At 68.7% G+C, this 23,599-nt stretch carries 20 protein-coding genes; 10 read left to right on the forward strand and 10 right to left on the reverse strand.

Annotation, left to right across the window (positions count from 1 at the left end):
* Positions 1-19 precede the first annotated feature (19 nt).
* On the forward strand, positions 20-874 hold the full coding sequence (locus LY40_RS08160; RefSeq protein WP_258936418.1) for a phosphotransferase: 855 nt from the start codon (positions 20-22) through the stop codon (positions 872-874).
* 120 nt (positions 875-994) lie between these two features.
* Here LY40_RS08160 and LY40_RS08165 read toward each other — a convergent pair whose 3' ends face one another.
* The 4 genes from LY40_RS08165 to LY40_RS08180 form a co-directional block, all read right to left on the reverse strand.
* Positions 995-2,002, reverse strand: a complete 1,008-nt coding sequence (locus LY40_RS08165; RefSeq protein WP_258936419.1) for a CopD family protein — start codon at positions 2,000-2,002, stop codon at positions 995-997.
* Positions 1,999-2,589 (reverse strand): copper resistance CopC family protein, encoded by a 591-nt coding sequence (locus LY40_RS08170; RefSeq protein WP_372497719.1) that lies wholly within the window; start codon positions 2,587-2,589, stop codon positions 1,999-2,001. Before LY40_RS08170 ends, LY40_RS08165 begins: the two co-directional genes overlap by 4 nt.
* A complete protein-coding gene (locus LY40_RS08175; RefSeq protein ID WP_258936420.1) occupies positions 2,586-3,359 on the reverse strand; it encodes a YcnI family copper-binding membrane protein in 774 nt (257 codons plus the stop codon). The genes LY40_RS08170 and LY40_RS08175 overlap by 4 nt, the downstream gene beginning before the upstream one ends.
* Positions 3,360-3,481: 122 nt before the next feature.
* Positions 3,482-4,018 carry a hypothetical protein gene (locus LY40_RS08180; protein ID WP_258936421.1) on the reverse strand — a complete coding sequence of 179 codons (537 nt, stop codon included), beginning with the start codon at positions 4,016-4,018 and terminating at the stop codon, positions 3,482-3,484.
* 264 nt (positions 4,019-4,282) lie between these two features.
* Here LY40_RS08180 and LY40_RS08185 point away from each other — a divergent pair, with 264 nt between their 5' ends.
* Genes LY40_RS08185 through LY40_RS08205 form a run of 5 tightly spaced genes read left to right on the forward strand, consistent with a single transcriptional unit; the run spans position 4,283 to position 9,974 of the window.
* Positions 4,283-6,211, forward strand: coding sequence for a BCCT family transporter (locus LY40_RS08185; RefSeq protein WP_258936422.1), 1,929 nt, complete (start codon positions 4,283-4,285; stop codon positions 6,209-6,211).
* Positions 6,208-6,855 carry an ABC transporter permease gene (locus tag LY40_RS08190; RefSeq protein ID WP_258936423.1) on the forward strand — a complete coding sequence of 216 codons (648 nt, stop codon included), beginning with the start codon at positions 6,208-6,210 and terminating at the stop codon, positions 6,853-6,855. The genes LY40_RS08185 and LY40_RS08190 overlap by 4 nt, the downstream gene beginning before the upstream one ends.
* 16 nt (positions 6,856-6,871) lie before the next feature.
* Positions 6,872-8,224, forward strand: coding sequence for an ABC transporter ATP-binding protein (locus tag LY40_RS08195; RefSeq protein ID WP_258936424.1), 1,353 nt, complete (start codon positions 6,872-6,874; stop codon positions 8,222-8,224).
* Complete coding sequence (locus LY40_RS08200; protein WP_258936425.1) at positions 8,221-8,997, forward strand: ABC transporter permease; 777 nt, start codon at positions 8,221-8,223, stop codon at positions 8,995-8,997. Before LY40_RS08195 ends, LY40_RS08200 begins: the two co-directional genes overlap by 4 nt.
* Positions 8,994-9,974 carry a glycine betaine ABC transporter substrate-binding protein gene (locus LY40_RS08205; RefSeq protein ID WP_258936426.1) on the forward strand — a complete coding sequence of 327 codons (981 nt, stop codon included), beginning with the start codon at positions 8,994-8,996 and terminating at the stop codon, positions 9,972-9,974. The genes LY40_RS08200 and LY40_RS08205 overlap by 4 nt, the downstream gene beginning before the upstream one ends.
* A gap of 77 nt (positions 9,975-10,051) precedes the next feature.
* On the opposite strand, the gene LY40_RS08210 is transcribed toward LY40_RS08205, so the two are convergent.
* Positions 10,052-10,585: a DUF6474 family protein gene (locus LY40_RS08210; protein ID WP_228726253.1), complete on the reverse strand. Its 534-nt coding sequence runs from the start codon at positions 10,583-10,585 to the stop codon at positions 10,052-10,054.
* Positions 10,586-10,812: 227 nt separating this feature from the next.
* On the opposite strand from LY40_RS08210, the gene LY40_RS08215 reads away from it, so the two are divergent.
* On the forward strand, positions 10,813-12,510 hold the full coding sequence (locus tag LY40_RS08215; RefSeq protein WP_183780772.1) for a TM0106 family RecB-like putative nuclease: 1,698 nt from the start codon (positions 10,813-10,815) through the stop codon (positions 12,508-12,510).
* Here the strand turns inward: LY40_RS08215 and LY40_RS08220 are convergent.
* The gene (locus LY40_RS08220; RefSeq protein ID WP_258936427.1) at positions 12,494-13,813 is read right to left on the reverse strand and encodes an HNH endonuclease signature motif containing protein; all 1,320 of its coding nucleotides are present in this window, start codon (positions 13,811-13,813) and stop codon (positions 12,494-12,496) included. The genes LY40_RS08215 and LY40_RS08220 overlap by 17 nt on opposite strands.
* A 595-nt stretch (positions 13,814-14,408) precedes the next feature.
* Positions 14,409-15,167, reverse strand: a complete 759-nt coding sequence (locus LY40_RS08225; protein WP_183780766.1) for an SDR family NAD(P)-dependent oxidoreductase — start codon at positions 15,165-15,167, stop codon at positions 14,409-14,411.
* A 132-nt stretch (positions 15,168-15,299) separates the two neighbouring features.
* Between LY40_RS08225 and LY40_RS08230 the strand changes: the two genes are divergently transcribed.
* The 3 genes from LY40_RS08230 to LY40_RS08240 all read left to right on the forward strand — a co-directional run bounded on the left by LY40_RS08230 (position 15,300) and on the right by LY40_RS08240 (position 20,146).
* On the forward strand, positions 15,300-16,610 hold the full coding sequence (locus LY40_RS08230; protein WP_258936428.1) for a UDP-glucose dehydrogenase family protein: 1,311 nt from the start codon (positions 15,300-15,302) through the stop codon (positions 16,608-16,610).
* Positions 16,611-16,718: 108 nt separating this feature from the next.
* Entirely contained in the window at positions 16,719-18,446 is a 1,728-nt protein-coding gene (locus tag LY40_RS08235; protein ID WP_258936750.1) for a gamma-glutamyltransferase family protein, read from the forward strand.
* Positions 18,447-18,505: 59 nt separating this feature from the next.
* Positions 18,506-20,146 (forward strand): sugar ABC transporter substrate-binding protein, encoded by a 1,641-nt coding sequence (locus tag LY40_RS08240; RefSeq protein ID WP_258936429.1) that lies wholly within the window; start codon positions 18,506-18,508, stop codon positions 20,144-20,146.
* A 67-nt stretch (positions 20,147-20,213) separates the two neighbouring features.
* On the opposite strand, the gene LY40_RS08245 is transcribed toward LY40_RS08240, so the two are convergent.
* The 3 genes from LY40_RS08245 to LY40_RS08255 all read right to left on the reverse strand — a co-directional run bounded on the left by LY40_RS08245 (position 20,214) and on the right by LY40_RS08255 (position 23,459).
* Positions 20,214-20,567 (reverse strand): ester cyclase, encoded by a 354-nt coding sequence (locus tag LY40_RS08245; RefSeq protein ID WP_183780757.1) that lies wholly within the window; start codon positions 20,565-20,567, stop codon positions 20,214-20,216.
* A 71-nt stretch (positions 20,568-20,638) separates the two neighbouring features.
* Positions 20,639-21,079, reverse strand: a complete 441-nt coding sequence (locus tag LY40_RS08250) for a VOC family protein (protein ID WP_307876683.1) — start codon at positions 21,077-21,079, stop codon at positions 20,639-20,641.
* A 139-nt stretch (positions 21,080-21,218) separates the two neighbouring features.
* Positions 21,219-23,459, reverse strand: a complete 2,241-nt coding sequence (locus tag LY40_RS08255) for an acyltransferase family protein (protein WP_258936430.1) — start codon at positions 23,457-23,459, stop codon at positions 21,219-21,221.
* Positions 23,460-23,599: the final 140 nt, after the last annotated feature.

The raw sequence follows: 23,599 nt of genomic DNA on the forward strand, positions 1-23,599 counted from the left end.
CGACAACGTCCTGCAGGCCGTGTGCGCACGGCTGGGAGCCGATCCCCGCGGCGCCACGCTGCTGCGGTTCACCAACAACGCGGTGTACGCGCTGGCCGACCGCCCGTTCGTCGTCCGCATCGTCGGCACGTCTGCCCTGCGGTATCGGGCTTCCAAGGTCGTCCGCATCGCCCGTCACCTGCGGCAACGCGGCGTGCCCGCGGTTCGCCTCGCGGCCGGCGTCGATCAGCCGGTGCGGGTGGGCGAACACCTGGCAACCGTGTGGGAGCGGGTTCCGGACACCGGCAGGCGTGCGACCACGGATGAGCTGGCCGATCTGCTGCGCACCCTGCACGCGGCCGGAGCGCCGGACGGCGGCGGTGCGGATGCGTGGGAGCCGCTGGCCGACGTGCGGGCGCGCGTGGAGGCGGGGTCGGCCGACCTGGCCGCCGTCGATCGCGGGTTCCTGCTCGACCGGTGCGACGAACTCGAAACGAAGGCGGCGTCGCTCGAGTTTCCCCTGGCCAGGACGTTGATCCACGGGGATGCACACGTCGGCAACGTCATCGTCGGTCCCGACGGGCCCGTGCTGTGCGACTTCGACTCGGCGTGCGTGGGGCCTCCGGAGTGGGACCTGGTGCCGGTGGCCGTGGGATGCGAGCGATTCGGTGACCCGCCGTCGCGGCAGGCCGCGCTCGCTGAGCGCTACGGCTTCGACGTCACCGCATGGGAAGGGTTCGAGGTGCTGCGCGGCATGCGAGAACTCAAACTGGCGACGAGCGTGCTGCCCACGGCCGACCGCGACCCCGCTGTGCGGCGCGAGGCGCACCGTCGACTCGCGGATCTGAAGGCCGGGGACCTGCAACACCGGTGGGCGCGTTACCGCGAAGGGTGATGACCCCCGTCGTTCAACGACAGAAACCAACCGTTCGGCGTTTGGGCCGAATGGCGGTGTTTGTCGTCGACATTTCGGTGGGGCCGATCGCCGACCGAACGCCGCGGGTGGAGAAACCGCTCAGCTGACGGGAGCGCGGCTGAGCGCGACGGCGAAGCCGAACGCCAGGCCGAGAATCGTCAGTTCGACCGCCGCCCACGTGGCGAGCGCGGTCCGCCGGTGGCGCAGCACGCGGGGCAGCAGCCGAGTCCGCAGATACACCCCGAGCGCGGCCGCTCCCGTCAGGCACGCGACCTTGACCAGCACGAGCACGCCGTAGGCCGTGCCGAACAGCGCCGTGGGCAGCGACAGCTCCGGGTTGCCGCCGAGCTCGACGACCGCGTTGAACACCCCCGTCACTGCGACGCAGGCGAGGCATACGGTCGCGAGCGTCGAGAACCGGGGCAGCGCCGTGGCCAGCAGCGTCCGGTTGGCGCCGACGACGGCGGCGATCGCGGCGAGCCCGCCCGTCCAGGTGACGGCGGCGAGGACGTGCAGTTCGATGGAGATCGACGCGTAGTCGTGCAGCGACCACCCCGTCGCGTGCCCGGTGACGGGAAGCGGCAGCAACGCGAACAGGCCGAGGCCGACACGCACCTCGGCGGGCACCGTGTCCGGCCGGCGCAGCGCCACGACGTTCAGCGCGGCGAGGCCGAGCGCCAGCACCGCGACCAGCACCAACGCCTTGCCTGCCGCGACGTCGCCGACGTATCCGCCGACGTCCGGTGCCGCGGGCCGGTACTCCACCGTTTGCAGCACGAGCGCCGCACCGGCCGCGACCGCCCACAGCAGCGCCGATGCCACCGCAGCGGGCTGAGCCGACGTCAGCACGGGACGCGTCAGTTTCTCCCGTGCACCGCCGAGCAGCACGGGTAACAGCGCCAGGCCGACGGTGACGACCGCGGCCACGTTCATCACCGCCCGTGCCACCGGAATGCCGGCCGAGACCACCTCGCCGGCCGCCGCGATGCCGCGTACGGGGCCGGCGGCCGCGCTTGCGAAACCGACCAGGGCGCCCGCCACCGCGGCGGCGAGCAGTCCGGTCAGCGTTCTCAGGCGCGGCCGCGAGGTGGTCTCGGCGCGGCTCACGACCGGTCCGACCCGGTGCGCAACGCGACCGTCACGCCCGCGCCGAGCAACACGACCGCCGCGACGATCCACACCCACACGGGGATGCCGCCGGATTCGCCCTCGCCGCCGGAGCGCGCGTCGTCGGCGCCCGCCTGCGACGGTGCGGTGGTCTGCCCACCCGGTGGCGTGTCATCGCCCGGCCCGTGGCTGGTGAGCGTGAACCGGAGCTCCTCGCTGACCGGGTGGCCGTCGGCCGACAGGACGCGGAACCCGACGACGTACTCACCGGCAGGCCCGAGCGGGTGCAGCGGAGCGGTCACGGTCGTGCCGTCGATCTGCACATCGCCCTTCGCCCAGCTGCCGCCGTCGGGTCCGGTGACGGCGACCTGGTTGACGCCCTCACCCGCGCCGCGCTGTACCGGCTGGTCGAACGTCAACGTGACCTGCTGCGGCGCCTCGTCGAGCGAAGCGCCGTCGGCGGGGTCCGATTCGATCAGCTGGTTGTGCGCAGCCGCGGGTGCCGCCGTGACCAGCAGTGCCACGAGCGTGACGAGTGACAGTGCGGCCGCGCGGAGCCGCCCGACCGCGGTGATGCGCAGGGTCACGAGTCCACCTTTCCGTTCTTGCGGGCGCGCAGCGTGGCACCCGCGCCGACGCCGACACCGAGCGCGCCGACCAGCAGGCCCGCGCCGCCGAGCCACCGCGCCGTGTCGTCGGTGCCGCCCTCGGGGGCGTGTGCGTGGTCGCCCGATCCGGTCTCACCCGAGGCATTCTCGCCCTCGCCGGCGGCGGAGTGCGCGCCGTGGCCGCCCGACGACTCGGCGAGCGGGACCACCGGTGCCGGACTCTCCGGTTCGGCATCGCCTTCCTGCGGCTCGTTCCAGTCGGAGACGGTGCCGTCGGAGTAGGTCTGCTTGGTCGGCAGCATGAGCTCGCCGATGTTGTCGGGCAGTGCGCCGAGCTGCACGCCGAACTCCTGGTACGAATCCAGCCCGGCCGGGATCCCTTCGCCGTCCGCCGTCCACGTCACCTTGGTGACGACGTCCGAACCGTTCGTGGTGACCTCGGAGGTCCACCCGGGGACGGGCTGGGTCCGTGCACTGGTGATCTTGTACTCGGCGGGGACGGTCATCTCGAGCTTCGTGGTGCCCGCCTGCTCCTCCTCGTTCGGCACACGCAGCGTGATCGCGCCGTAACCGCCCTTCTCGGGGGCGTCGCCATAGACGTTGGCGGTGACGTGCGCGGACGCGGCGGGAGCGCCGAGGACGGCACCGGCGGCGAGCGCGGCGCCGAGCGCGGTGGTGAGCGTGGCGCCGCGGGCACGCAGCCGGGAACCGGACGGGCTGCCGTGGCCGGTGGGACGCGATGTCGACATGCTGATCTCTCCTGATGGGGTTTCGGGTGCCGCGGTGCCCGCGAACGGGATGCGCAGGGGCACGACGCGGCGTGGTGAAGTGCCCGCGCGCCTCGCGGCGCACGGGGTGACGAACTCTTCGATCAGGAGAGGACGGGCGGACCGCGGCGGCCGTGCACGCGGCGCAGCAGCACGTCCACGAGGGTCGTCGCCGCTTCGGGAAGCGGAAGGGGCCTACCGGCGGTGCCGTGCTGCGGCCTGCGGTACGGACGCCACCGCCACACGGTCACCGGGAGGACCGCGCGGAGGGCGCGTGTCACACCGGTGAGCACGGCCTCGGCGCGGGCGAGCACGCACGCGGTCGCCACGGTGGCCAGCGCGTGCCCGGCGATCATGGCTGGTGCTTCGCCGCCGTGTCCGGACAGCGTCGTGAGCAGGATGTGCACGGCGAGCTGCCCCGTTCCGAGGAACAGCAGGATGCCGCGGACGCCGCGGGCGCGGTGTGCGGTCGCCGTGGCGACCCATCCGATGAGTGACGACACGACGATCGTCGTCGCCGGATGGGGGAGCCCGCCGCCGGCGGCACCGTGAGCGGTCACGGACAGTGCCGCCGAGGTTGCCGCCAGTAGAACGCCGCGGACGGCCGGCATGACGCGTCCGGACGGCGTTCGTGTGCGCACGACGTCAGCCTATCGGCCGCCCGAATCGTGCCCTGTTTGGTCGCCTATGCCGGAACCGCCGGTCAAACCTGGGACGGGAACGCGAGAAACCGTTGCCGTTCGGGGATCGATGGGCAACGGTGTGCACCGTGCGGGCACAGCCCGTCACGGCAGGCGACACCCTAGGATTCTGCGCTGAACGGGTTAACGACATCGGGTGAGGTGTCGCCGGCCCGACAACAGGAAAGGAGAACCCGTCCGTGGTGATCGGACGGGCGTGTGCATATGTCCACACATTCCGGTAACGACGCCCGCGACGGGCGCGACCCCGCGATGACCGGCGACCCGACCGCAGATTCGGCTGCGGGTCCGGCGGCAGGCGCGGGCAACGGCCACGCGGGCGGTGACGGCCACGCAGCCGGTGACGGCAACGGCCACGCAGGCGGGCCCGACGGCGCGGCGACCGTCCCCGCGCACGCGAACCCGCCCGAAGCGGCGGGCCCGGGAAGTGTCGACCCGGTGGCATCCGCCCCGGCTGCCCCGGCTGCCCCGGCCGTGTCGGCCGCCGACCGCGAGGCCGTGACCGACCGGCCCGTGTTCGCCGTCGCGGCGATCCTCGCCCTCGCGATCATCGCCTGGGGTGTGCTGCAACCCGGCAACCTGCTCTCGGTGTCGGAAACGCTGCTGTTCGACGCCGTGATCCCCTACGGCGGGTGGGTGTTCGTGCTCACGGCCAGCGGATTCGTCGTGTTCGCCATCGCCCTCGCGATCAGCCGCTACGGACGCATCAAGCTCGGCCAGGACAAGGAACGGCCGGAGTTCCGTACCTCGTCGTGGGTCGCGATGATGTTCAGCGCGGGCATGGGCATCGGCCTGATGTTCTTCGGCGCCACCGAACCCGTGACGTTCCTCGCCTCGCCGCCACCCGGAACCGGCCTCGAACCCAACTCGGACGAAGCCCTGCACACGGCGATGGCGACGACCCTGTTCCACTGGACCCTGCACCCGTGGGCGATCTACGCGGTCGTCGGGCTCGCGATCGCCTACAGCGCGTTCCGCCGCGGCCGCAGCCAGCTGCTCAGCTCGGTGTTCTGGCCCCTGCTCGGCGGCCGCCACACCGGCGGGCCGCTGGGCAAGGCCATCGACGTGATGGCGATCTTCGCGACGCTGTTCGGCTCGGCCGCCTCGCTCGGACTGGGCGCGCTGCAGGTCGGGGGCGGTCTCGGCGCGGTCGGCTGGATCGACAGTCCCGGCAGCGGGCTGCTCGTCGGGATCATCGCCGTGCTGACGGTGTGCTTCATCGCGTCGGCGGTGTCCGGCGTCGCGAAAGGCATCCAGTGGCTCTCGAACATCAACATGGTGCTGGCCGCCGTGCTGGCCGTGTTCATCCTGGTCGTCGGCCCCACCGTGATGATCCTCAACCTGGTTCCGAACGCCATCGGCGACTTCGTGCGCGAGCTGCCCGAGATGGCGGGCCGCACCGGTGCGACGGGCGGTCAGGCCATGGAGAACTGGCTGTCCACCTGGACGATCTTCTACTGGGCCTGGTGGATCTCCTGGACACCCTTCGTGGGCATGTTCATCGCACGCATCTCGCGCGGCCGGACGATCCGGCAGTTCATCATCGGCGTGATCGCGGTGCCGAGCGCCGTCAGCCTCGTCTGGTTCGCGATCTTCGGCGGCGCGGCGATGGACATCCAGCAGCGTGGCACCGACGGCAACCCCGGCAACGGCGGAGCCGACCTGTACCAGGGCGGAGAAGTCTCGTCCGAGGTCATCACGTTCACCATGCTCGAGCACCTGCCGTGGTTCCTGCCCGCGGCGATCATCGTGATGATCCTGGTGTCGATCTTCTTCGTGTCCGGGGCCGACGCCGCGTCCGTCGTGATGGGCACGTTGTCGCAGCGGGGCTCGGTCGAACCCAAACGCAACGTCGTCATCTTCTGGGGCGTGATCATGGGTGCGGTCGCCGCGGTGATGCTCATCGCGGGTGGCGAAACCGGGCTCGATGGGTTGCAATATCTGACCATCCTGATCGCCGTGCCGTTCGTGTTCGTGATGGTCGGGCTGTGCGTGTCGCTGTGGAAGGACCTGCGCAGCGACCCACTGATCCTCAAGGAGGACGAGATGCGCAGGTCACTCGAGGAGATTCATGAAGAACGCACCGAAGAGCGCCGAGCGCGGCGCCGTGGACTGAGAGCGCGGCGCCGGTGACCCTGTTCGATTACATCGCCGATCGCTGGGATCGGCTGGCCCTGCAGTCGTGGCTGCACGTCAGCGAAGTGGTGCAGTCCACGCTGCTGGCCGCGGTGCTCGGCGTGCTGATCGGCGTCGCGGTGTACCGCAGCCCGGTCGGCTCGGCCGTGGCCACCGGGCTGGCCAGCACGATCCTCACGATCCCGTCGTTCGCCCTGCTGGGCCTGCTGATCCCCGTGTTCGGCCTCGGCCCGACACCCGCCGTCGTGGCGCTCGTGCTGTACGCGCTGCTGCCGATCACGCGCAACACGATCGTCGGCCTGGCCGGTGTCGATCCTGCCGTCACCGACGCAGCCAAGGGCATCGGCATGGGCAGACTCGCCGTGCTCACGCGGGTCGAGCTGCGGCTCGCATGGCCCGCGATCCTCGCCGGTATGCGGGTGGCCACCCAGATGCTGATGGGCATCGCCGTGATCGCCGCCTACGCCAAGGGACCCGGTCTCGGCGGTGAGGTGTTCTCAGGGCTGACCAGAGCGGGCAGCGCCAACGCGACGAACCAGGCGCTCGCGGGCACGCTCGGCGTCGTGGTCCTCGCGCTGCTGCTCGAGGGCGTCTACTTCTTCATCGCCCGCTTCACCGTTTCGAGAGGTATCCGTGGCTGACAAAGGTGGAACCGCCGTGACTTCCGATTCGACCGACTCCGCCGTTTCCGGGGTCGAGATCCAGCTGGAGGGGGTCACGAAGCGCTACCCGGGGTCGGCCGAACCGGCGGTGAAGGACGTCACGATGACGATCCCAGCTGGGCAGATCGTCGTGCTGGTCGGCCCTTCGGGCTGCGGCAAGACGACCACGATGCGGATGATCAACCGGCTGATCGAGCCGACGTCGGGCCGCATCACGATCGGCGGTGAGGACGCGCTGGAACTCGACGACGTCCGGTTGCGGCGCAAGATCGGCTATGCGATCCAGCAGGCGGGACTGTTCCCGCACTTCACGGTGGCGCAGAACATCGCCGTCGTGCCCGGACTGCTCGGCTGGGACAAGAAGCGCATCGCCGAACGCGTCGACGAGCTGATGGACCTCGTCGGCCTCGACGCTTCGCAGTTCCGCGACCGGTACCCGCGGCAGCTGTCCGGCGGGCAGCAGCAGCGCGTCGGCGTGGCACGTGCCCTTGCGGCCGATCCGCCGGTGCTGCTGATGGACGAGCCGTTCGGCGCGGTCGACCCGATCACGCGCGGCAACCTGCAGGACGAGCTGCTGCGCCTGCAGGCCGACCTCGGCAAGACGATCGTGTTCGTCACGCACGACTTCGACGAGGCCGTCAAACTCGGCGACCGGATCGCCGTGCTGGGTGAAGCGTCGACGATCCAGCAGTACGACACCCCGGAGGCGATTCTCGCCAATCCGGCCAACGACATGGTCGCCGGATTCGTCGGTGCGGGTGCGTCACTCAAACAGCTGACTCTGCTGCGCGTGCGCGACGTCGACTACCCCGATCTGGCGCTGACCGCGGACGTAGGCGAATCGCCGTCGGAACTGCGGGCGCGCCTGGCCCGAGCAGGGGATACGTACGCGCTGCTGGTGGACCGCAGGCGCAGGCCGCAGCGGTGGGTGCACGTGCGGAACCTGTCGGCGGCGACGTCGCTGGCGAACATCGGCAGACCGGTCGGCGACACGGTGAGCACGCAGTCGACGCTGCAGGACGCACTGGAGGCGATCCTGGCCGAGGGCGGCCGCGCCGTGGTGACCGGAACACGCGGCGAGTACGTCGGGATGATCGACATCGAGACGGTGACCGGCGTGCTGGCGCAGCTGCGTGAGGAGCACGAGTCGGCCGGTGACGCTGGTGACGCCGGTGACGGAGTCGACGGTGACGGAACCGACGCCGCTGACGGAGACGGGCACGGCGGCGATGCGGGTCGTGCCGGTGTGGCTCGCGGTGATGCCGCTCGTGATGGTGCTGGCCGTGCCGACGGTGGTGTCGACGGCGATGCCGGTGCGGCGGCCGACTCCGGGGCGGGTACGTCATGAGCGACGTCGACGTCACCGGACTGTCCTCGGAACCGGGGCTGAAGCGGGCCGACCGGGTGCGGTTGTTGGCGCAGCCCCTCGCGGTGCTGGTCGTCGTGGGCGCGGTGCTGGTGTGGGCGTTCGCCAGGGAGACCGACGAGATCGAGGCGGAGTCGATCCAGGCGGGCGTGCTGCTGACGAAAACCTGGGAGCACCTGCTGATCACCGTGGTGGTGACGGCGATCGTCGTCGGTGTGGCCGTGCCGCTGGGGGCGATGCTGACGAGGCGGTGGGCGAAACCCGTGGCGCCGGTGTTCCTGGGTATCGCCAACATCGGGCAGGCAGCGCCCGCCCTGGGTGTGCTGGTGCTGTTCTTCCTGTGGACGGGCTGGGAGGGCCTGTGGGCGGCGGCGCTGCCCATCGCGTTCTACTCGCTGCTGCCCGTGCTGCGGAACACGATCGTGGGAATCCAGTCCGTCGACCCGTCCCTGGTGGACGCCGCGCGGGGCATCGGCATGTCGCCACGATCGGTGCTACTGCGAGTGGAGATGCCGCTCGCGTTGCCGATGGTGCTGGCGGGCATACGGACGTCGCTGGTGCTGGCCGTGGGGACGGCCACGTTGGCGTTCTTCGTCAACGGCGGCGGGCTCGGTGAGCTCGTGGACACCGGGTACAAGCTGAACCGTCCCGCGGTGCTCGTTGTCGGCGCCGTGCTGGCCGTGGGGTTGGCGCTGGTCGTCGACTGGCTCGGCGCGCTGGCCGAACAGCTGCTGGGACCGAAGGGGCTGGGATGAGGATCGGGAAGCGGGCCGGCCGGAGAGTGCGGTCGCTGTTGGCGGCCGGGCTGCTGGTGACGACAACGGCGGCGTGCGGGCTGAGCGTGAACGCCGCGTTGCCGTACGACGTGCAGCCGGGATCGATCCCGCGGGTGCCTGCACTCGACGGCGTCGAGGTGACGGTGGGGTCGAAAGATTTCACCGAGCAGATCGTCCTGGGGTACATCGCGCAGCTCGCTCTCGAGGCGGCGGGCGCGGACACGGTCGATCTGACGAACATCGCCGGTTCGAACAGTGCCCGCTACGCGCTCGAGGACGGGCAGATCGACGTGCAGTGGGAGTACACGGGTACGGCGTGGTTGTCGTACCTGGGCGAGGACACACCGATACCGGGGGAGCAGGAGCAGTACGAGGCGGTGCGCAAGGCTGATCTGAAGCGCAACGACCTGATGTGGCTGCCGTACTCCGACGTCAACAACACCTACGCATTCGCCACGACCGAGAAGTTCGCGCGCGAGCACGGCCTGCGGACGATGACGGACATGACGAGCTTCGTGAAGCAGAACCCGCGAGAGGCCGTGTTCTGCGTCGAGACAGAGTTCGCCAGCCGTCCGGACGGCATGCCCGGAGTGACGAAGACGTACGGCTTCCCCGTGACGACGACGAAGACGTTCGGTACGGGGGCGATCTACACGGCAGTGGCGAACGGCACGTGCAACTTCGGCGAGGTGTTCACCACCGACGGCCGGATCGCCGGGCTGGATCTGCGGGTGCTTGCGGACGACAAACGGTTCTTTCCGCAGTACAACGCGGCCGTGACCGTGCGGAAGGAGTTCTACGACGAGCACCCGCAGGTCGCCGAAGTCATGGCGCCGGTGGCCGACGCGCTCGACAACGAGGAAATCATGGAGCTGAACAAGCAGGTCGACGTCGACGGTGCCGATCCGTCACAGGTCGCCTACGACTGGATGCGGAAGAAGGGCTTCATCAGCTGAGCCATCGCGGCCACGGAACCGCCGACGTTGCCGCGGCGCCGTCGACCGACCGCTGCTGACCGGTTGCGCGTCCGCGGTCACGCCACGCCGAGACGGCGCAGCAGCTCGGCCTCGAGGTTGTCGAGTTCGGAGGCGATGGCCTTGTGCGCGGCCTTCCGCCGGCTCGAAGGCATGTGCTCGGCGGCGCGCACCGAGGCGGTCAGCTGTTCGAGCGTGCCCTGGGCGTGCTGGGCGAACGAGACGTCGTCGTCGGTGACTTGGGGGGATCGCCGCAGCTCCGTCAAACCGTCCGCCGCGCCGGCGATGCGAGCGAGCAGGCCGCCGCCGTGGCCGCTGTACTCGGACAGCTGCTCGACCGGGACGCCGATCCTGCGCGCCTGGTAGCGGTCGTACGCTTCGCGGACAGTGCCGGCGGCTCGGACAGCCAACGGCACGAGGGCAGGTCCTACCGCTGGGATGACGATCTTCGCCACCTTGACCGCGTTCTTGGCCCTCTGCGGGGTCAGGCCCGACTCGTGCTCGCCGGACTTGGCGGCCTTCTTCGCGGCCTTCCGCTCCTTCTTCGCCGCCTTCTTCGACTTCGTCGATGAAGCCTCCGAGCCTTCCGACAACGCCGAGGACTCCGGGGACTCGGACAACGTGTCGTCGTGGCCTGTGTTGCGGGATGTGCTGGCCATCGCCGTTCCTCGCCTCCGGTTCCGGTCGGTTACGTGGGCGTCTGGGCCTCCCCGGCGCCCGCCGTGCTCGTGTTGACGGTTGAGGCAGAACTTACTGGTCATACCGGGCCGGGAGCACGTCGCCTCCGGGAGTGTCGGGGCCTTCTCATAAAGTGAACACCATGGTTGACGAGGTGTTGCTCGACGCGGGGGTGGTCACACGGTGTCGTCGGCGGGTGCATCTCGACAACGACCCCACGATGGCCGGGACGCCGCTGGCGCCGCCGGATCCCTCGGCCGAACAGCGGATCGCCGATGCGGAAGCGCACCGCGCCGACATCGCGGAGCGACTACAGGCCGCCATCGCCCCGGTGGGTGATGACGAGGATCCGGTCACCGGGCTGGGGCCCGCCGAGGACAGTTCGGCGGCCACCTGGACCGTCATTCCCGCCGAGCTTTCTCCTGCGGAACGTGCAGGGCTCACCCTCACCGCCCTCGAAGAGGGAGTCGGCTACATCTGGGGCGGACTGTTGCCGCGCGACCGCGAGGCGGGACGCCGCGGTGGTATCCAGTTGCTCGTTCGGTCGGTCGACGGCTACGTGCCGGTCCTTGTGGTGCGTCACCGCATCACGGATCCGGGGGAGGGTGCTCGGACGACCGAGCTGACGGATCTCGACCCGGCCAACGCTTCGACGGACCCGGATCGGAAGGTGCGATCGCACCCTCGCGATCAGTTGAGGCTGGCTCACACCTATCGGCTTCTGCAGGCAGCCGGGTTCGCCGAGCCGGATCGCGCGGTCGGCGGAGTGATCGGGCTCGATGCCGACGTGGTGCTCTGGCATGACCTGGAGGCCGGAACATGGCCGGGTGGGCGGACCGCGCTCCAGGAATACGACAGTCGGTTCGCCGACCGGCTCGCCGTCGCACGTGCCGCGGCCGCGGGCGAGGAGCCGTTGGCCGAACCGTCTCGGGTCCTCGAATGCAAGGGCTGCCCATGGTGGCCGACGTGCGAGGCGGAGCTCACCAGGGTTCGGGACGTCAGCCTGGTCGTACGGGGCGAGGACGCGATGGAGCTGCGCCGCGCCGGCATCGCGACGGTGGACAAGCTCGCTGCGCTCGACATCCATGACGAGCCGCCGATCCAGTGGACGGGCGTGTCGTTCTCGGACGCCGTGTCGTTGGCCAAGGCGTGGCTCGCGGATCTGACGATGGTGCGGCGGGTGCCCGACGTGACCGTGCCGCGTGGTGACGTCGAGGTTGATATCGACATGGAGAGCTTCGGCGACTCCGGGGCGTATCTGTGGGGTTGTCTGCTGACCGGTGCCGATGTCGGCGTGGCCCGCGGCTATCACGCGTTCGCCACGTGGGAGCCGTTGCCGACCGATGATGAGGCGCGGTCGTTCGCCGCGTTCTGGGCGTGGTTGACGGACGTACGTGAGCGCACTGCAGCAGCCGGACTGCAGTTCCGTGCGTACTGCTACAACGCGTTGGCCGAGAACCGTTGGTTGTACGCGTCGGCGGAGCGGTTCTCCGGGTTCCGCGGCGTGCCGACGACGGCTGACGTGCGGGCCTTCGTCGACTCCGACGAGTGGGTGGATCTGTTTCGAAGTGTTTCCGATCAGTTCCTGTGCTCGCATGGCAAGGGCCTCAAGGTGGTTGCGCCGGTGGCGGGCTTCGCCTGGCGAGACGCGGAAGCGGGAGGCGAAGCCTCGATGCGGTGGTACCGCGACGCCGTCGGTATGGACGATGCGGAACCCGACGTGGCACAGCGCGCTCGGTTGCTCCAGTACAACGAGGACGATGTGCTCGCCACGCATGCCCTCCGCGTCTGGATCAGTGAACGCGCCATGACCGAGGTGCCGTTCATGGAGGACTTGTGACGTTCGACTTGCGCTGAGCGCCGTCTTGTCTTCCATTGCCGCGGTTTTCGGTTGTGTGCCGGCTGCTTCGGCTCCGATTGCGGCGGTTTCCGCGGCGCCGACGCCGTTTCCGTTCCGCAAGCTTCCGTCCATCCGCTGCGTTCTCGGCGTGGGCTGGTTCGCCGGTTCGGACGGTTCCCTCCGGTGTCGTGACGCGGAGTGAGCCGTCGGCCTCGAGTTCGAACAACCAGTTGGGCGTGTGCTTGACGAGGTGGTGTCGTCGACATAGTCCGATCAAGTTCGACGCGCAGGTCGGTCCATCGCACCCGTGGGTGCGTACATGGTCGAGGTCGGTGAACTCGGCCGGTCGATGGCACCCAGGAAATCGGCATTCCCTGTCGCGTACTTTCACGTAGTCCGCGGTCACAGCCGGCGGCCGGTAGCGTTCCCTTCCGACGTCCAATGGGGCACCCGTCTGTGGGTCGGTGATGATTCTCCGCCAGGTGGATTTCCGATCGGTAGCTATTTGCCGCGCCACTTCAGCGGGTACGGGTCCGTGTCCGGAAAGATGTGCCGGGTTGTTGCGGATGCGGGCGAGCGTCTCGAAATCGATGTGCACGTAGACCTCCGCCTTGCCGCTTTCGGCGCTTGCCGGGAACGTGGCGGACGACCTGCCATGGTCGTTGTCCGCACGCTTTCCGCAGGAGCAGTCCGCCAGGAGGTGGTCTGCCAGCGCGTCGGCTCGCAGCTGGTCCGTCGTCCGGCTTTCGCCGTGGGTGCGCATTGCGCGAGCTCGGTGATCGATCCGTGCGTACACGGCCGATGCTTGTTCCGCCGGCAGATAGGCGGACACGGTCGCCATCGCGTCTTCGCGATGCCGCAGAGTCACTTTTCGATCAGCACGTCGTTGACGTGCGCGTGCTGCCGTGCCATCGGGGTCCACTCGGTGTACGGCTCTGTAGGCACACCGGCGGATGGAATCGGCACTGCGAACCTTGAGCTTGTCGGCGACGAGCTGGTCCACCTCTGCGGCGTTCGTGTCGGACAGCGGACGCGTTTGATGGACCACTTTGGACGCTTTACGTAGGTCGATGTCGCCGCGTGCGAGGACGCTCAACGTTTCGGGCAGACGTGAGGTCAGCTGGCGGGCCCACTCGAGCTCCCGTCGGACGACGTGTTCCGACTCTCCTAGGCCGAGCGCCAGCTCGGCGGTCACATCGACGGTGTGTTCGTGTTGTACCGAATACTCGGCGAGTGCTCTCAGGTACGCCGCCTGTGCCTGACCGATTCGACGCCAGGCGTGTACGACATCGGTGATTTCCATCGATCCCCCTCGGCTCGTGGTCGGCAACTTTACACACGAATCAAGACAAGGGTCAAACCTTTGTTCGAATCACTCGATCGGGCGACAGGACGGCACGGGACCATCGTGGGACCCTTGGTCCTGTGCACGACGCGGCCGCGGTCGGTCATCGCGTCCGCGTCGTGCACAGTCCCGCTCCGTGTCTTCTCAGTTCAGAGTCACAGGTGGAGCGCCGTCCCGAATCCGACGAGTGCCCCGGTCAGCCGCAAGTTCGACGGATCAGTCCTGCAGCGATGCGAATCATGCGAACCGGGCGGGCTCTTATCGGCGCGATACAGGCGGGAGGTTCGGGGTGTTTTTGCGTTCATGCAGCACGCGATGCGCTTCATCGACAGAAGCACGGTGTCGCGGTCCGGCCAGCCGGACCGACGGGGGTCGACGGTGCCGGTTACCCGAGTCGTCGGGAACGCATTTCGCCCCCGAAACGTCGTCTCGGGGGCGAAATGCGACTGGGTGCCCGCGAAATGCGGGGATCGATGCGAGGAATACCGGCTCGGTCACCCTGTGGCCGACGCGAAGCCGGTGCAGTGGATCGCGATCGTCGGGGCGTGCGAGGTTAGCGAGGAGCCATCCGAAGGGAGCCGTCGAGTCGGATGACGTCACCGTTGAGGTAGTCGTGTTCGACGATGTCGACCGCCAGCTGGCCGTACTCGTCGGGCCGACCGAGTCGCTTCGGGAACGGCACGCCCGCGGCGAGTCCGGCACGGAACTCGTCGCTCACGGTCGCCAGCATCGGCGTGTCGATGATCCCCGGTGCGATGGTCATGACGCGAATGCCCTGCGAGGCCAGGTCTCGCGCAGCCGGCACCGTCATGCCCACGACGCCGCCCTTCGACGCCGAATAGGCGATCTGGCCGATCTGCCCCTCGATCGCGGCGACCGACGCAGTGTTGATCACTACGCCGCGCTGGCCGTCCTCGAGCGGCTCGTTGCCGGCGATGGCCTCGGCCGCGAGCGTCATGACGTTGAAGGTGCCGACCAGGTTGATGTTCACGACCTTCTGGAACAAATCGAGGTCATGCGTGCCCTTCTTCGACAGGATCCGGGCCGACGGGCCGATGCCCGCGCAGTTCACGACGATGCGCAGCGGCACACCGCTGGAGGAGGCCTGGTCGACGGCCGTCCGCAGGGCTGCGCCGTCGGTGACGTCGGCCTCGACATAGGTGACACCTTCGACCTGCTCCGCCTTCTCGATCGAGGCAGGCAGGTCGAACGCGAACACACGGGCACCCTTGGCGGCCAGTGCCTTCGCGGCAGCGCCGCCGAGTCCGGAAGCACCACCCGTCACGATGGCTGCGGTGTCCTTGATCTGCATGCTCTTCCCTTCTCACACGTCTTCGAGCAAGCAGAGCGTACGTGGTCACACGGTCGATTCGTTGATGAATGTCCGCCTGCTGGTTCCCTCGGCGTTCGCCCGCAAGTCACCGGCGACTGTGACCGTGCCTTCATGAACCCTGCGCGGATCGTCGTGGTCGGAACGGGATACGTCGGACTCACCACGGGCGCCTGCCTCGCCAGCCTTGGCCATCAGGTGACGTGTGCGGATGTGGACAGAGTGAAGGTCGCCCGGCTGTCGGCCGGCCGTGTGGACATCGTCGAGCCCGGGTTGCCGGAACTGGTGCGACGCGGGCTGGCCGACGAGACGCTCGCCTTCGTCGTGAGTGCCGCGGACGCGGTGGCGAACGCGGATGCCGTGTTCTTGTGTGTACCGACCCCTATGGGTGCGGGCGGTGCCGCCGACCTACGAGCCGTGGAGGAGGTCGTCACCGAGATCGCCGACCGATTGCCGTCCGGATGTGCCGTGGTCACCAAATCGACCGTCCCGGTCGGGACGACTCGTCGGATCAGTGCCCTGCTCGGCAGGCCGGACGTACCGGTGGTGTCGAACCCGGAGTTCCTGCGCGAAGGAACCGCGGTCGACGACTTCCTGGGCCCTGACCGCATCGTCGTCGGGTCCGATACGCCGGAGGCAGCGCGGGCGGTCGTCGACCTGTACGCCGCTCTGGGGGCGCCGTCGGTGGTCACGGACGCAGCCAGTGCCGAACTGGTGAAGTACGCGGCGAACTGCTTTCTCGCCATGAAGCTGTCGTATGTCAATTCGGTCGCAGAGCTGTGCGACCGATTTGGCGCCGACATTGCGTCGGTCACCGAAGGTATGGGATACGACCGGCGCATCGGACGCTCGTTCTTGGCACCAGGTCCGGGATGGGGAGGTTCGTGCCTGCCGAAGGACACGAGTGCGTTGTTGCGGATGTCCGAGTCGGTCGGTTTCGGCTTCGATCTGCTCGGAGCGGCGATCGCCGAAAACCTCGCCCAGCGCGAGCGGGTCATCTCGAAGATCGCGCGTGCGGTCGGCGGGGACCTGTCCGGCGCTCGTATCGGTCTGCTGGGTCTCACGTTCAAGGCCGGTACGAACGATCTGCGGGATTCGCCGGCACTCGGCGTGGCGTCCGTGCTGTGCGCTCACGGGGCGGAGGTCACGGCCTACGACCCGGCAGTCGGCGAAGAGCAGCCCGGAATGCTCGTGGTCGACAGCGCGTACCGAGCCGCAAAGGGCGCTGACGCCGTTGTCGTGCTCACCGAATGGCCCGAGTTCCGACGACTGGACTGGCACGTCATGGCCGAGGCGATGCACGGTGACACCGTGTTGGACACGCGGAACCTGCTCGACCCGGGCACGGTTCTCGATGCGGGACTGAGTTGGCAGGGCATCGGCAGACCGCGTGTTGTCGAGTACGCCACGTCGGCTGTCGGATGACCACACCGTTAGTTGAGGTAACTACCTGACTGGCCGTAGGGTCGTGGCGTGTCTGCTGCGAATCCTTCCGCGTTCACCACCAGGCCCGAACTCGCCGGAACTCACGGCATGGTCGCGTCGACGCACTGGCTGGCGTCAGCGTCGGGCATGGCCGTGCTCGAGGACGGCGGAAATGCGTTCGACGCCGCAGTTGCCGCCGGGTTCGTCCTCCAGGTGGCCGAGCCGCACCTGAACGGACCCGGTGGGCAGGTGCCCGCAATCTTTGCGCCTGCCGGCGGGGGTCCGCGCGTGCTGTGCGGCCAGGGAGGGGCGCCCGCAGCGGCCACGATCGGTCATTTCGACGACCTCGGTCTGAAGTTGATCCCTGGCAGTGGTCTGCTGCCGGCCACCGTGTCGGGCGCGTGGGATGCCTGGCTGCTGCTCCTTCGTGACTACGGCACGAAGCCGCTTCGGGACGTGCTCGGGTACGCCATCTCATACGCCTGGAACGGGATCCCTGTCCTGGGCCGGATCGCTTCCACGATCGATACGGTGTCCGACCTGTTCGCCACCCATTGGCCGACATCCGCACAGCTGTGGTTGCCGGATGGTGATACGCCGACGGTGGGTTCGCTCCACTCGAATCGCGTCCTGGCCCGAACCTGGCAGCGGTTGCTCGGCGAGGCCGAAACAGTGTCGGGTCGGGAGGAACAGATCGATGCCGCCCGGCGGGCCTGGGCACAGGGCTTCGTCGCCGAGGCCGTCGACGCCTTCAGTCGTACGGCGTTCCGGGACGATTCCGGACGTGATCACGCCGGCCTGCTCACCGGAGACGATCTGGCGTCCTGGGAAGCGTCCTATGAGGACGCGATCGTCGCAGATTTCGGCGAATGGAGCCTGGTCAAATGCGGTGCGTGGACGCAGGGACCGACCCTCGTGCAGCAGCTGCGCATCCTCGAGGAACTCGATCTGTCGTATGTGGATGGTAAGCCGACGGCGCGCACGATCCACCTCGCCACCGAGGCGGCGAAGCTGGCCTTCGCCGACCGCGAAGCCTGGTACGGCGACACCGGTGACGTTCCGATCGAGCGCCTGCTTTCGCGCGAGTATGCCGCGCAGCGCCGGGCGCTGATCGGTGATGAGGCGAGCGATCGGCTGCGCCCCGGGGGTGACGACGCCCGTATGCCGAAAATGATCGAGCGTACGCGTAATACGGCTGCGGGTTCGGGAGCGATCGGCGAACCCACCGTCGAACCACAGGGACGAACCCGTGGCGACACGGTGCACATCGACGTTGTCGACGCCGCGGGCAACATCGTGTCCGCCACGCCGTCCGGCGGCTGGCTGCAGTCCTCGCCCACGATTCCCGAGTTGGGCTTCTGTCTGGACTCGCGGGCCCAGATGTTCTGGCTCGAAGACGGTTTGCCCAACTCGCTGGCGCCGGGGAAACGGCCGCGGATCACGCTTTCACCGTCCATGGCGTTGCGCGACGGCGAACCGACGCTCGCGTTCGGCACACCCGGCGGGGATCAGCAGGACCAGTGGCAGCTCTGCTTCTGGCTTGCACACGTCGGTGCCGGGCTGAACCTGCAGGAGTCGATCGATGCACCGGCATGGCACACGACGGCGTTCCCGAGTTCGTTCTACCCGAGGGCGTGGACGCCGAAGGAGCTCGTCGTCGAATCGCGCGTGGGAGAAGGAGTGCTCGCCGAGCTGTCCGATCGTGGGCACGACGTGGTTGATGCCGGACCGTGGGCATTGGGACGTCTTTCGGCGGTGTCGCGTGATCCGAACGGCGGAATCCTTCGTGCGGCGGCGAATGCGCGCGGTATGCAGGGTTACGCCGTCGGCCGCTGACCGGTGCAAGTTGCAGATTCTTGTTCTGTCACAAGGGTTTGCATTGATAACATGAGATGATGCTCTCGTGGGGGTCGGAGCTCGTCGATTCCGGTGTAGCGGTGGTATCGCACTTTGCCGGTATCGCCGATCTGCTCGGTGCGATCGTCGGTGTGCTCAGCGGTGCCGCGTCCGCTGTGCTGTACATGCTGGCGCGGCGGAACAAGGCGCGGGTCATGGCGATTCACGTCGGCTGGCAGATCGCGCACGACGCAGGCGAGACCGGCGCGGTTGTCTACAATGGATCGAACGTGCCGTTGCAGCAACTGGTCGTCACGGTGGTCTGCGGAGCTCGCCGCCGAACGGCTCGCCGCGAGATCGCGGTACTGAGGCCGCAGGACACCCATCTGTGGCCCAGCGGTGATGTACACGACGCGCTCGTCTCCGATGAACACGAAACCGACCAGCACAAAGTCCAGGTGGTGTTCCGCAGCGGCCGCGAGTGCTGGCTCCGCGACGAACGCAGCGCCGAACGGATCCGTTCCCTCGTGCTGTGGACGGAACGGACGATGGCGGAACCACTGAAGCGGTACTTTCGCCGTGACGGCCACTTCCGCAAGAACTACTCCGTCCGAATCGAGGTTGAATCCTTCGACCGAACCGAGACCTTGGAGACAGCGTTCGGCCAGGTCGCGTCGACCGGACACCCACCGGCCGGCTACCGCATACCGGACGTCGTCGCCGGCCCGCACGACTGGCTCGGCCGCGCCGTCGCCGAGGACTGGGTCGAACAGCCACCGCCGACCGTCGAGGACCGTGCGGGTATGTCATCCGTCGCGGTGGACGCGCTCAGTCACGGCGACCCGATGTATGCGGTGCCGTACGCCATGGACAGCGTCGCGTTGATCCGCAACAACGCGCTCACCGGCACGGGGCCGATGCCCTCCACCTTCGCCGAGGCCGTCGCCGACGGCCAGAATGCGTTGCGCGCCCACGGAATTCACGACGGAGCCGCGGTCGCGTTGCAGGTCGGCGCCCCAGACGGAGATCCGTACCACGTGTGGCCGCTCCTCAGCAGCGTCGGCGCCTCGTTCTTCGGGCTCGGCCACGAGCCGGGCGGTCAGCACGGAACCTGCTGGCGCGACGATTTCGTCAACGCGTTCGAAAGGTTGGCCACCCTCGGCAGAGCGCACAGCGGCGTCCTCGACCCCGAGCTGGACCACCGCGGATCGTTGCGATTGTTCCTCGGAGGCAGGGCGCCGTACCTGATCTGCTCCGCCGTGGCGTTGCACGAAATCCGCCGGCGAAGACTGAACGTCACCGCCGCACAAGTGCCCCGGCTCGGTACGCTCCGCCCGATCACGCTCGTGTCCGTCCACGGTCTCTACCTCAACCACCGCTCCCGCAACCCGCCTGCTGCGCGCGACCTGCTCACCACCTATCAGGCGTCCCCGACCGCGGGTGAGGACCTCAACCGGATCCGCCGGATCGTGCCCGCACACGACGACGCGATGGACTCACTCCGCCGCGACGATCCGCTCCTGCGGACATACATCGACCAATGCCGAACCGGCATGCTGATGCCGTCCGGTCCCGGAATGCGCACCGCGTGGCGACTCCTCGGCCGCGCCGAGTATCAGGTCCTCGCAGGGCACGGCGATCCGCGCGCCGTGGCCGAGGCCACCGCCGACGAAGGGCATGCCCTGCTGTCAGGAGCGTGACGGACACGCCCGCAACGACCGCACGTCCGCAACACCGCACGTCCCTCGAGCGGCACGACGCCCCTGGTCACGGCGTTTCGGCGATCACCCAGTACTCGACGAACAGTCGGCCGTCGTGGCGGAGGATGTCGTGGCCGTGGAATTCGGCCGGCGTCCCGTTTCGGTGACCGCGGGCGACCCACCTCGCACTGATCAGGTCGCCCTCCGCGACGGGCCCGACGTCGACGGCGAACGACAGGTCGTCGAACAGTCCGCGACCCTCCCGGATCACGGCAGCCAACTGATCCGGGCCGGTGACCAGCGCCGGACGTCCCGGCCAATGACCGACGAAATCGTCGGTCACAACGTCCCGGGCGATCGACTCCAGAGCTGCCAGCTCGCCGTTCCACAGGTCGTCGAGCCACCGCTCGTACAGGTTCATGATCACCTCGTTGTTCGTTCCGTTCCCGGTCGTGCGTCAGCGCGTGGCTACACCGGTTCGCCGACCCGTGGCTACGACCGGCCCGCCGACGACCGACGAGACGCCTGCTGCACGAGCCACCGCTGGCCGAACGGGTCGCGAATGCGGCCGCTCCGGCCGTAACCGTCGTCGCCGATGTCGCCGAACACCTCAGCGCCGAGCGCTGTCGCCTTCGCGACCGCATCATCCACGTCGGCTACTTCGACACGGACTGCCGGCCCTCCCGACGTCACCGCGACGTGGTCGATCTCGGGGAACTCCTCGGCCATCATCAGCACGGAGTCACCGATCGCGACCTCGGCGTGCCCGACCCTGCCGTCATCCATCACGATCGGCTCGCCGTGCCGGACCGCGCCGAACGTTTCGACGTAGAACTCGATCGCACGCCGAGCATCGGCGACGACCAGGTACGGCGTCAGTGCGTGTGTCTCGGCCTCGCCCGTGGGTCCGGTCGGGTCCGCGTGGTCGTTCATGACTCCTCCTTCGGTCGGTATGCCGGACGAGTCGGGTGCCCATCATCGCCAGGGGACACCGGTTCGCGACGGCTACGATCCGGCCCGTCTCGCCCGCTTGGGTGAGGAAGTGGCTCGTTCGGCGGGCGGGAAGGAGGTGTCAACGTGCGTGTCTCGGGCCGTCCTCCCCGCCGGAGCGACGAGGTTGCCGTTCCTGCGGCCACTGCTCGGGAGGCGGCTGTCCAGGGGAGTGCTGTCCAGGGGAGCGCTGCTCGGAGGAGCGCTGTGGCGTCTGTTCCACCGGTCGCCGGCGTTGCCTCCGCGGCTGCTCCGGGTCGGGGTGTTCGGTACCCGGGCGCGCCGAGCGTCGCTGCCGGTCCGGGCGTTCGCCAGGGCCGGGCTCGGCCGGATTCGACGTTTGCGACGGCTCCCTGCGCGGGTCGACACCTGCTTGGGGCGGTCGGCCTTCGCGCGGCTGTCGATACGGGCGCGGCGGCGGCTGCGCGGGGCGACCTCGGGGAGGCTCTCCCTGGCGGTCGGGGACGGATTCCGCGCTGTGATTCCGGGCAGGTTCGGCCCGATCGGGGTGTGGTCGAGGACGGTCACCGGGGCGGTTCGGTTGGTCACCGTGTCCGTTCAACAGCGGTTCGGCGACACCGCCGCCACGTTCCGGGCGCGGTTCTGGTGCGGGCCGCCTCGGCCGATTCCGCGGTGGCAGGGGTTCCGAACGCCGGGGCTCCGAACGCAGGGGTTCCGAACGGGACGACTCCGAACGGGGCGGCTCCGGACGCGGGTGATCCGGACGTCGCGGCGCCGCTTCCGGACGTGGCGGTGGCAGCGGCTCCGCACGCGGCGATTCCGAACGGGGCGGCTTCGACCGGGGCGATTCCCCACGTCTGGGTGTCGAACGGACCGGCTGGGAACCTGCCGGATCGGCCGGCAACGGTGCCGAACGCGTCGGTCGGAGCGGCTCGGACCGCGTCGCATCGAACCCGTTCGCTTCGGGAGGCCTCGTCGTCGACGGACCGGGCTCGGAGGCGCCGGCCGTCGACGGACCGGCCTCGGGCGGAACGGCGCCTGGCGGAACGGCGCCTGGTCGAACAGTGCCGGGTGGTGGTGCCGCTTCCGGATCGGCGGGAATGCGCACCGTCGACTCCCCTGCACTCGCCTCGTGGTCCGCCGCTACGTGGTCCGCGTCGCCACCGGGCTCGCCGGTGCCGGCGCCACGGGAACCGTCGGCACCGGACCCGCCTCCGGGCGCATCGGCACTACCCGTACCGGCACCGCGCTTGACCGTATTGCCCACGCGCCGGGACAGACTGCGGGCCAGTTCGTGACTCGGCCGTTCCACGCCTCGATAGCTGATCTCGACCAGTGCCGCCGTGACCAGCAGTGATATCGGCAGCGCGATGGCGAACGGAACCGTCGGGCGCAGCAGGCCGAGCGTGACGAAAATGCCGAGGCCGTGCAGCAGATAGATGGAGTACGAGCGTTCCGACATCGCCGTCCAGAAGCGGAACTGCCGCAGCTTCGGCTCGGCGAAATAGCCCATCAGGAAGAACATCACGGCGATCGACATCGCGAGGTTGTACGAGTCGTCGATGCGCCCGACGTCGATGATGTCGGCGTACACGTACAGCATCCACGCCAGCGCGCCGAACACGCCGCCCGCCCACAGCGGGATCTTCTTCGACGTCGTGGCCCAGACGATCTGGCCGATTATCAGGATCGGCAGGTACGACACGTTGACCGCGAACAGCGACCACGACTCGTTCAGCTCGCTGCGACTCGACAGCACCACGAACACGAACGTCAGCTCGATGCCGATCGCCAGCCACACCGCCCGCCGCAACACCGGCAACAGCGCCAGCAGAATGAGGTAGAACAGGACCTCGATGATCATGGTCCAGGCCACCGGCATGAGGACGACCTGCGGATACAGGATGTAGTTCACCAAGGTCCAGTTGGTGAACATCGTCCACGGCGTCAGCTCCTGCGACTGGCCCGTCGACTGCGGTTCGAGGCCGGCCCACAGCGCGGCCGACGTCAGCAGCAGTACGAACAGCAGTGGCGCGTACACGCGGATGAACCGGTTGAGCGCGAACTTCCGGTACCCCTGGCGGATCGCGATCGGCGTCACGATGAACCCGCTGACCAGGAAGAAGAACGGCACCGCGATCTGGCCGATGCCCTGCGTCGCCATGCGCATGGGTTCGCTGCTGAACGTCTCGACGAACCCGATGACCGGGGCGTTCTCGCCTTTCACCTGCACCCAGGGGTGGGCGATGTGGGAGTAGACCACCAGCAGTGCCGCGATGGCACGGCCCATGTCGACGAACGAGATGCGGGTCTTGTCGTCGCCTTCGAGCGGCTTCGGTCGAGAGCGTGACGTCTTGTCCAACGCACTCACCCCCTCAGACCGGCCGCCTGCATACCTGCCGATTCGTCCGTGACAGGCCACCCCTACGGCCTGGTAGTGCTTTGGTTCACTCCAGCGATGAATCGGGCAAACGGCAGCGTATCCGCAGTTAGCATGGCCGT

The sequence above is a fragment of the Prauserella salsuginis genome (genome assembly GCF_024648885.1).
GTDB classification, from domain to species: domain Bacteria; phylum Actinomycetota; class Actinomycetes; order Mycobacteriales; family Pseudonocardiaceae; genus Prauserella; species Prauserella salsuginis.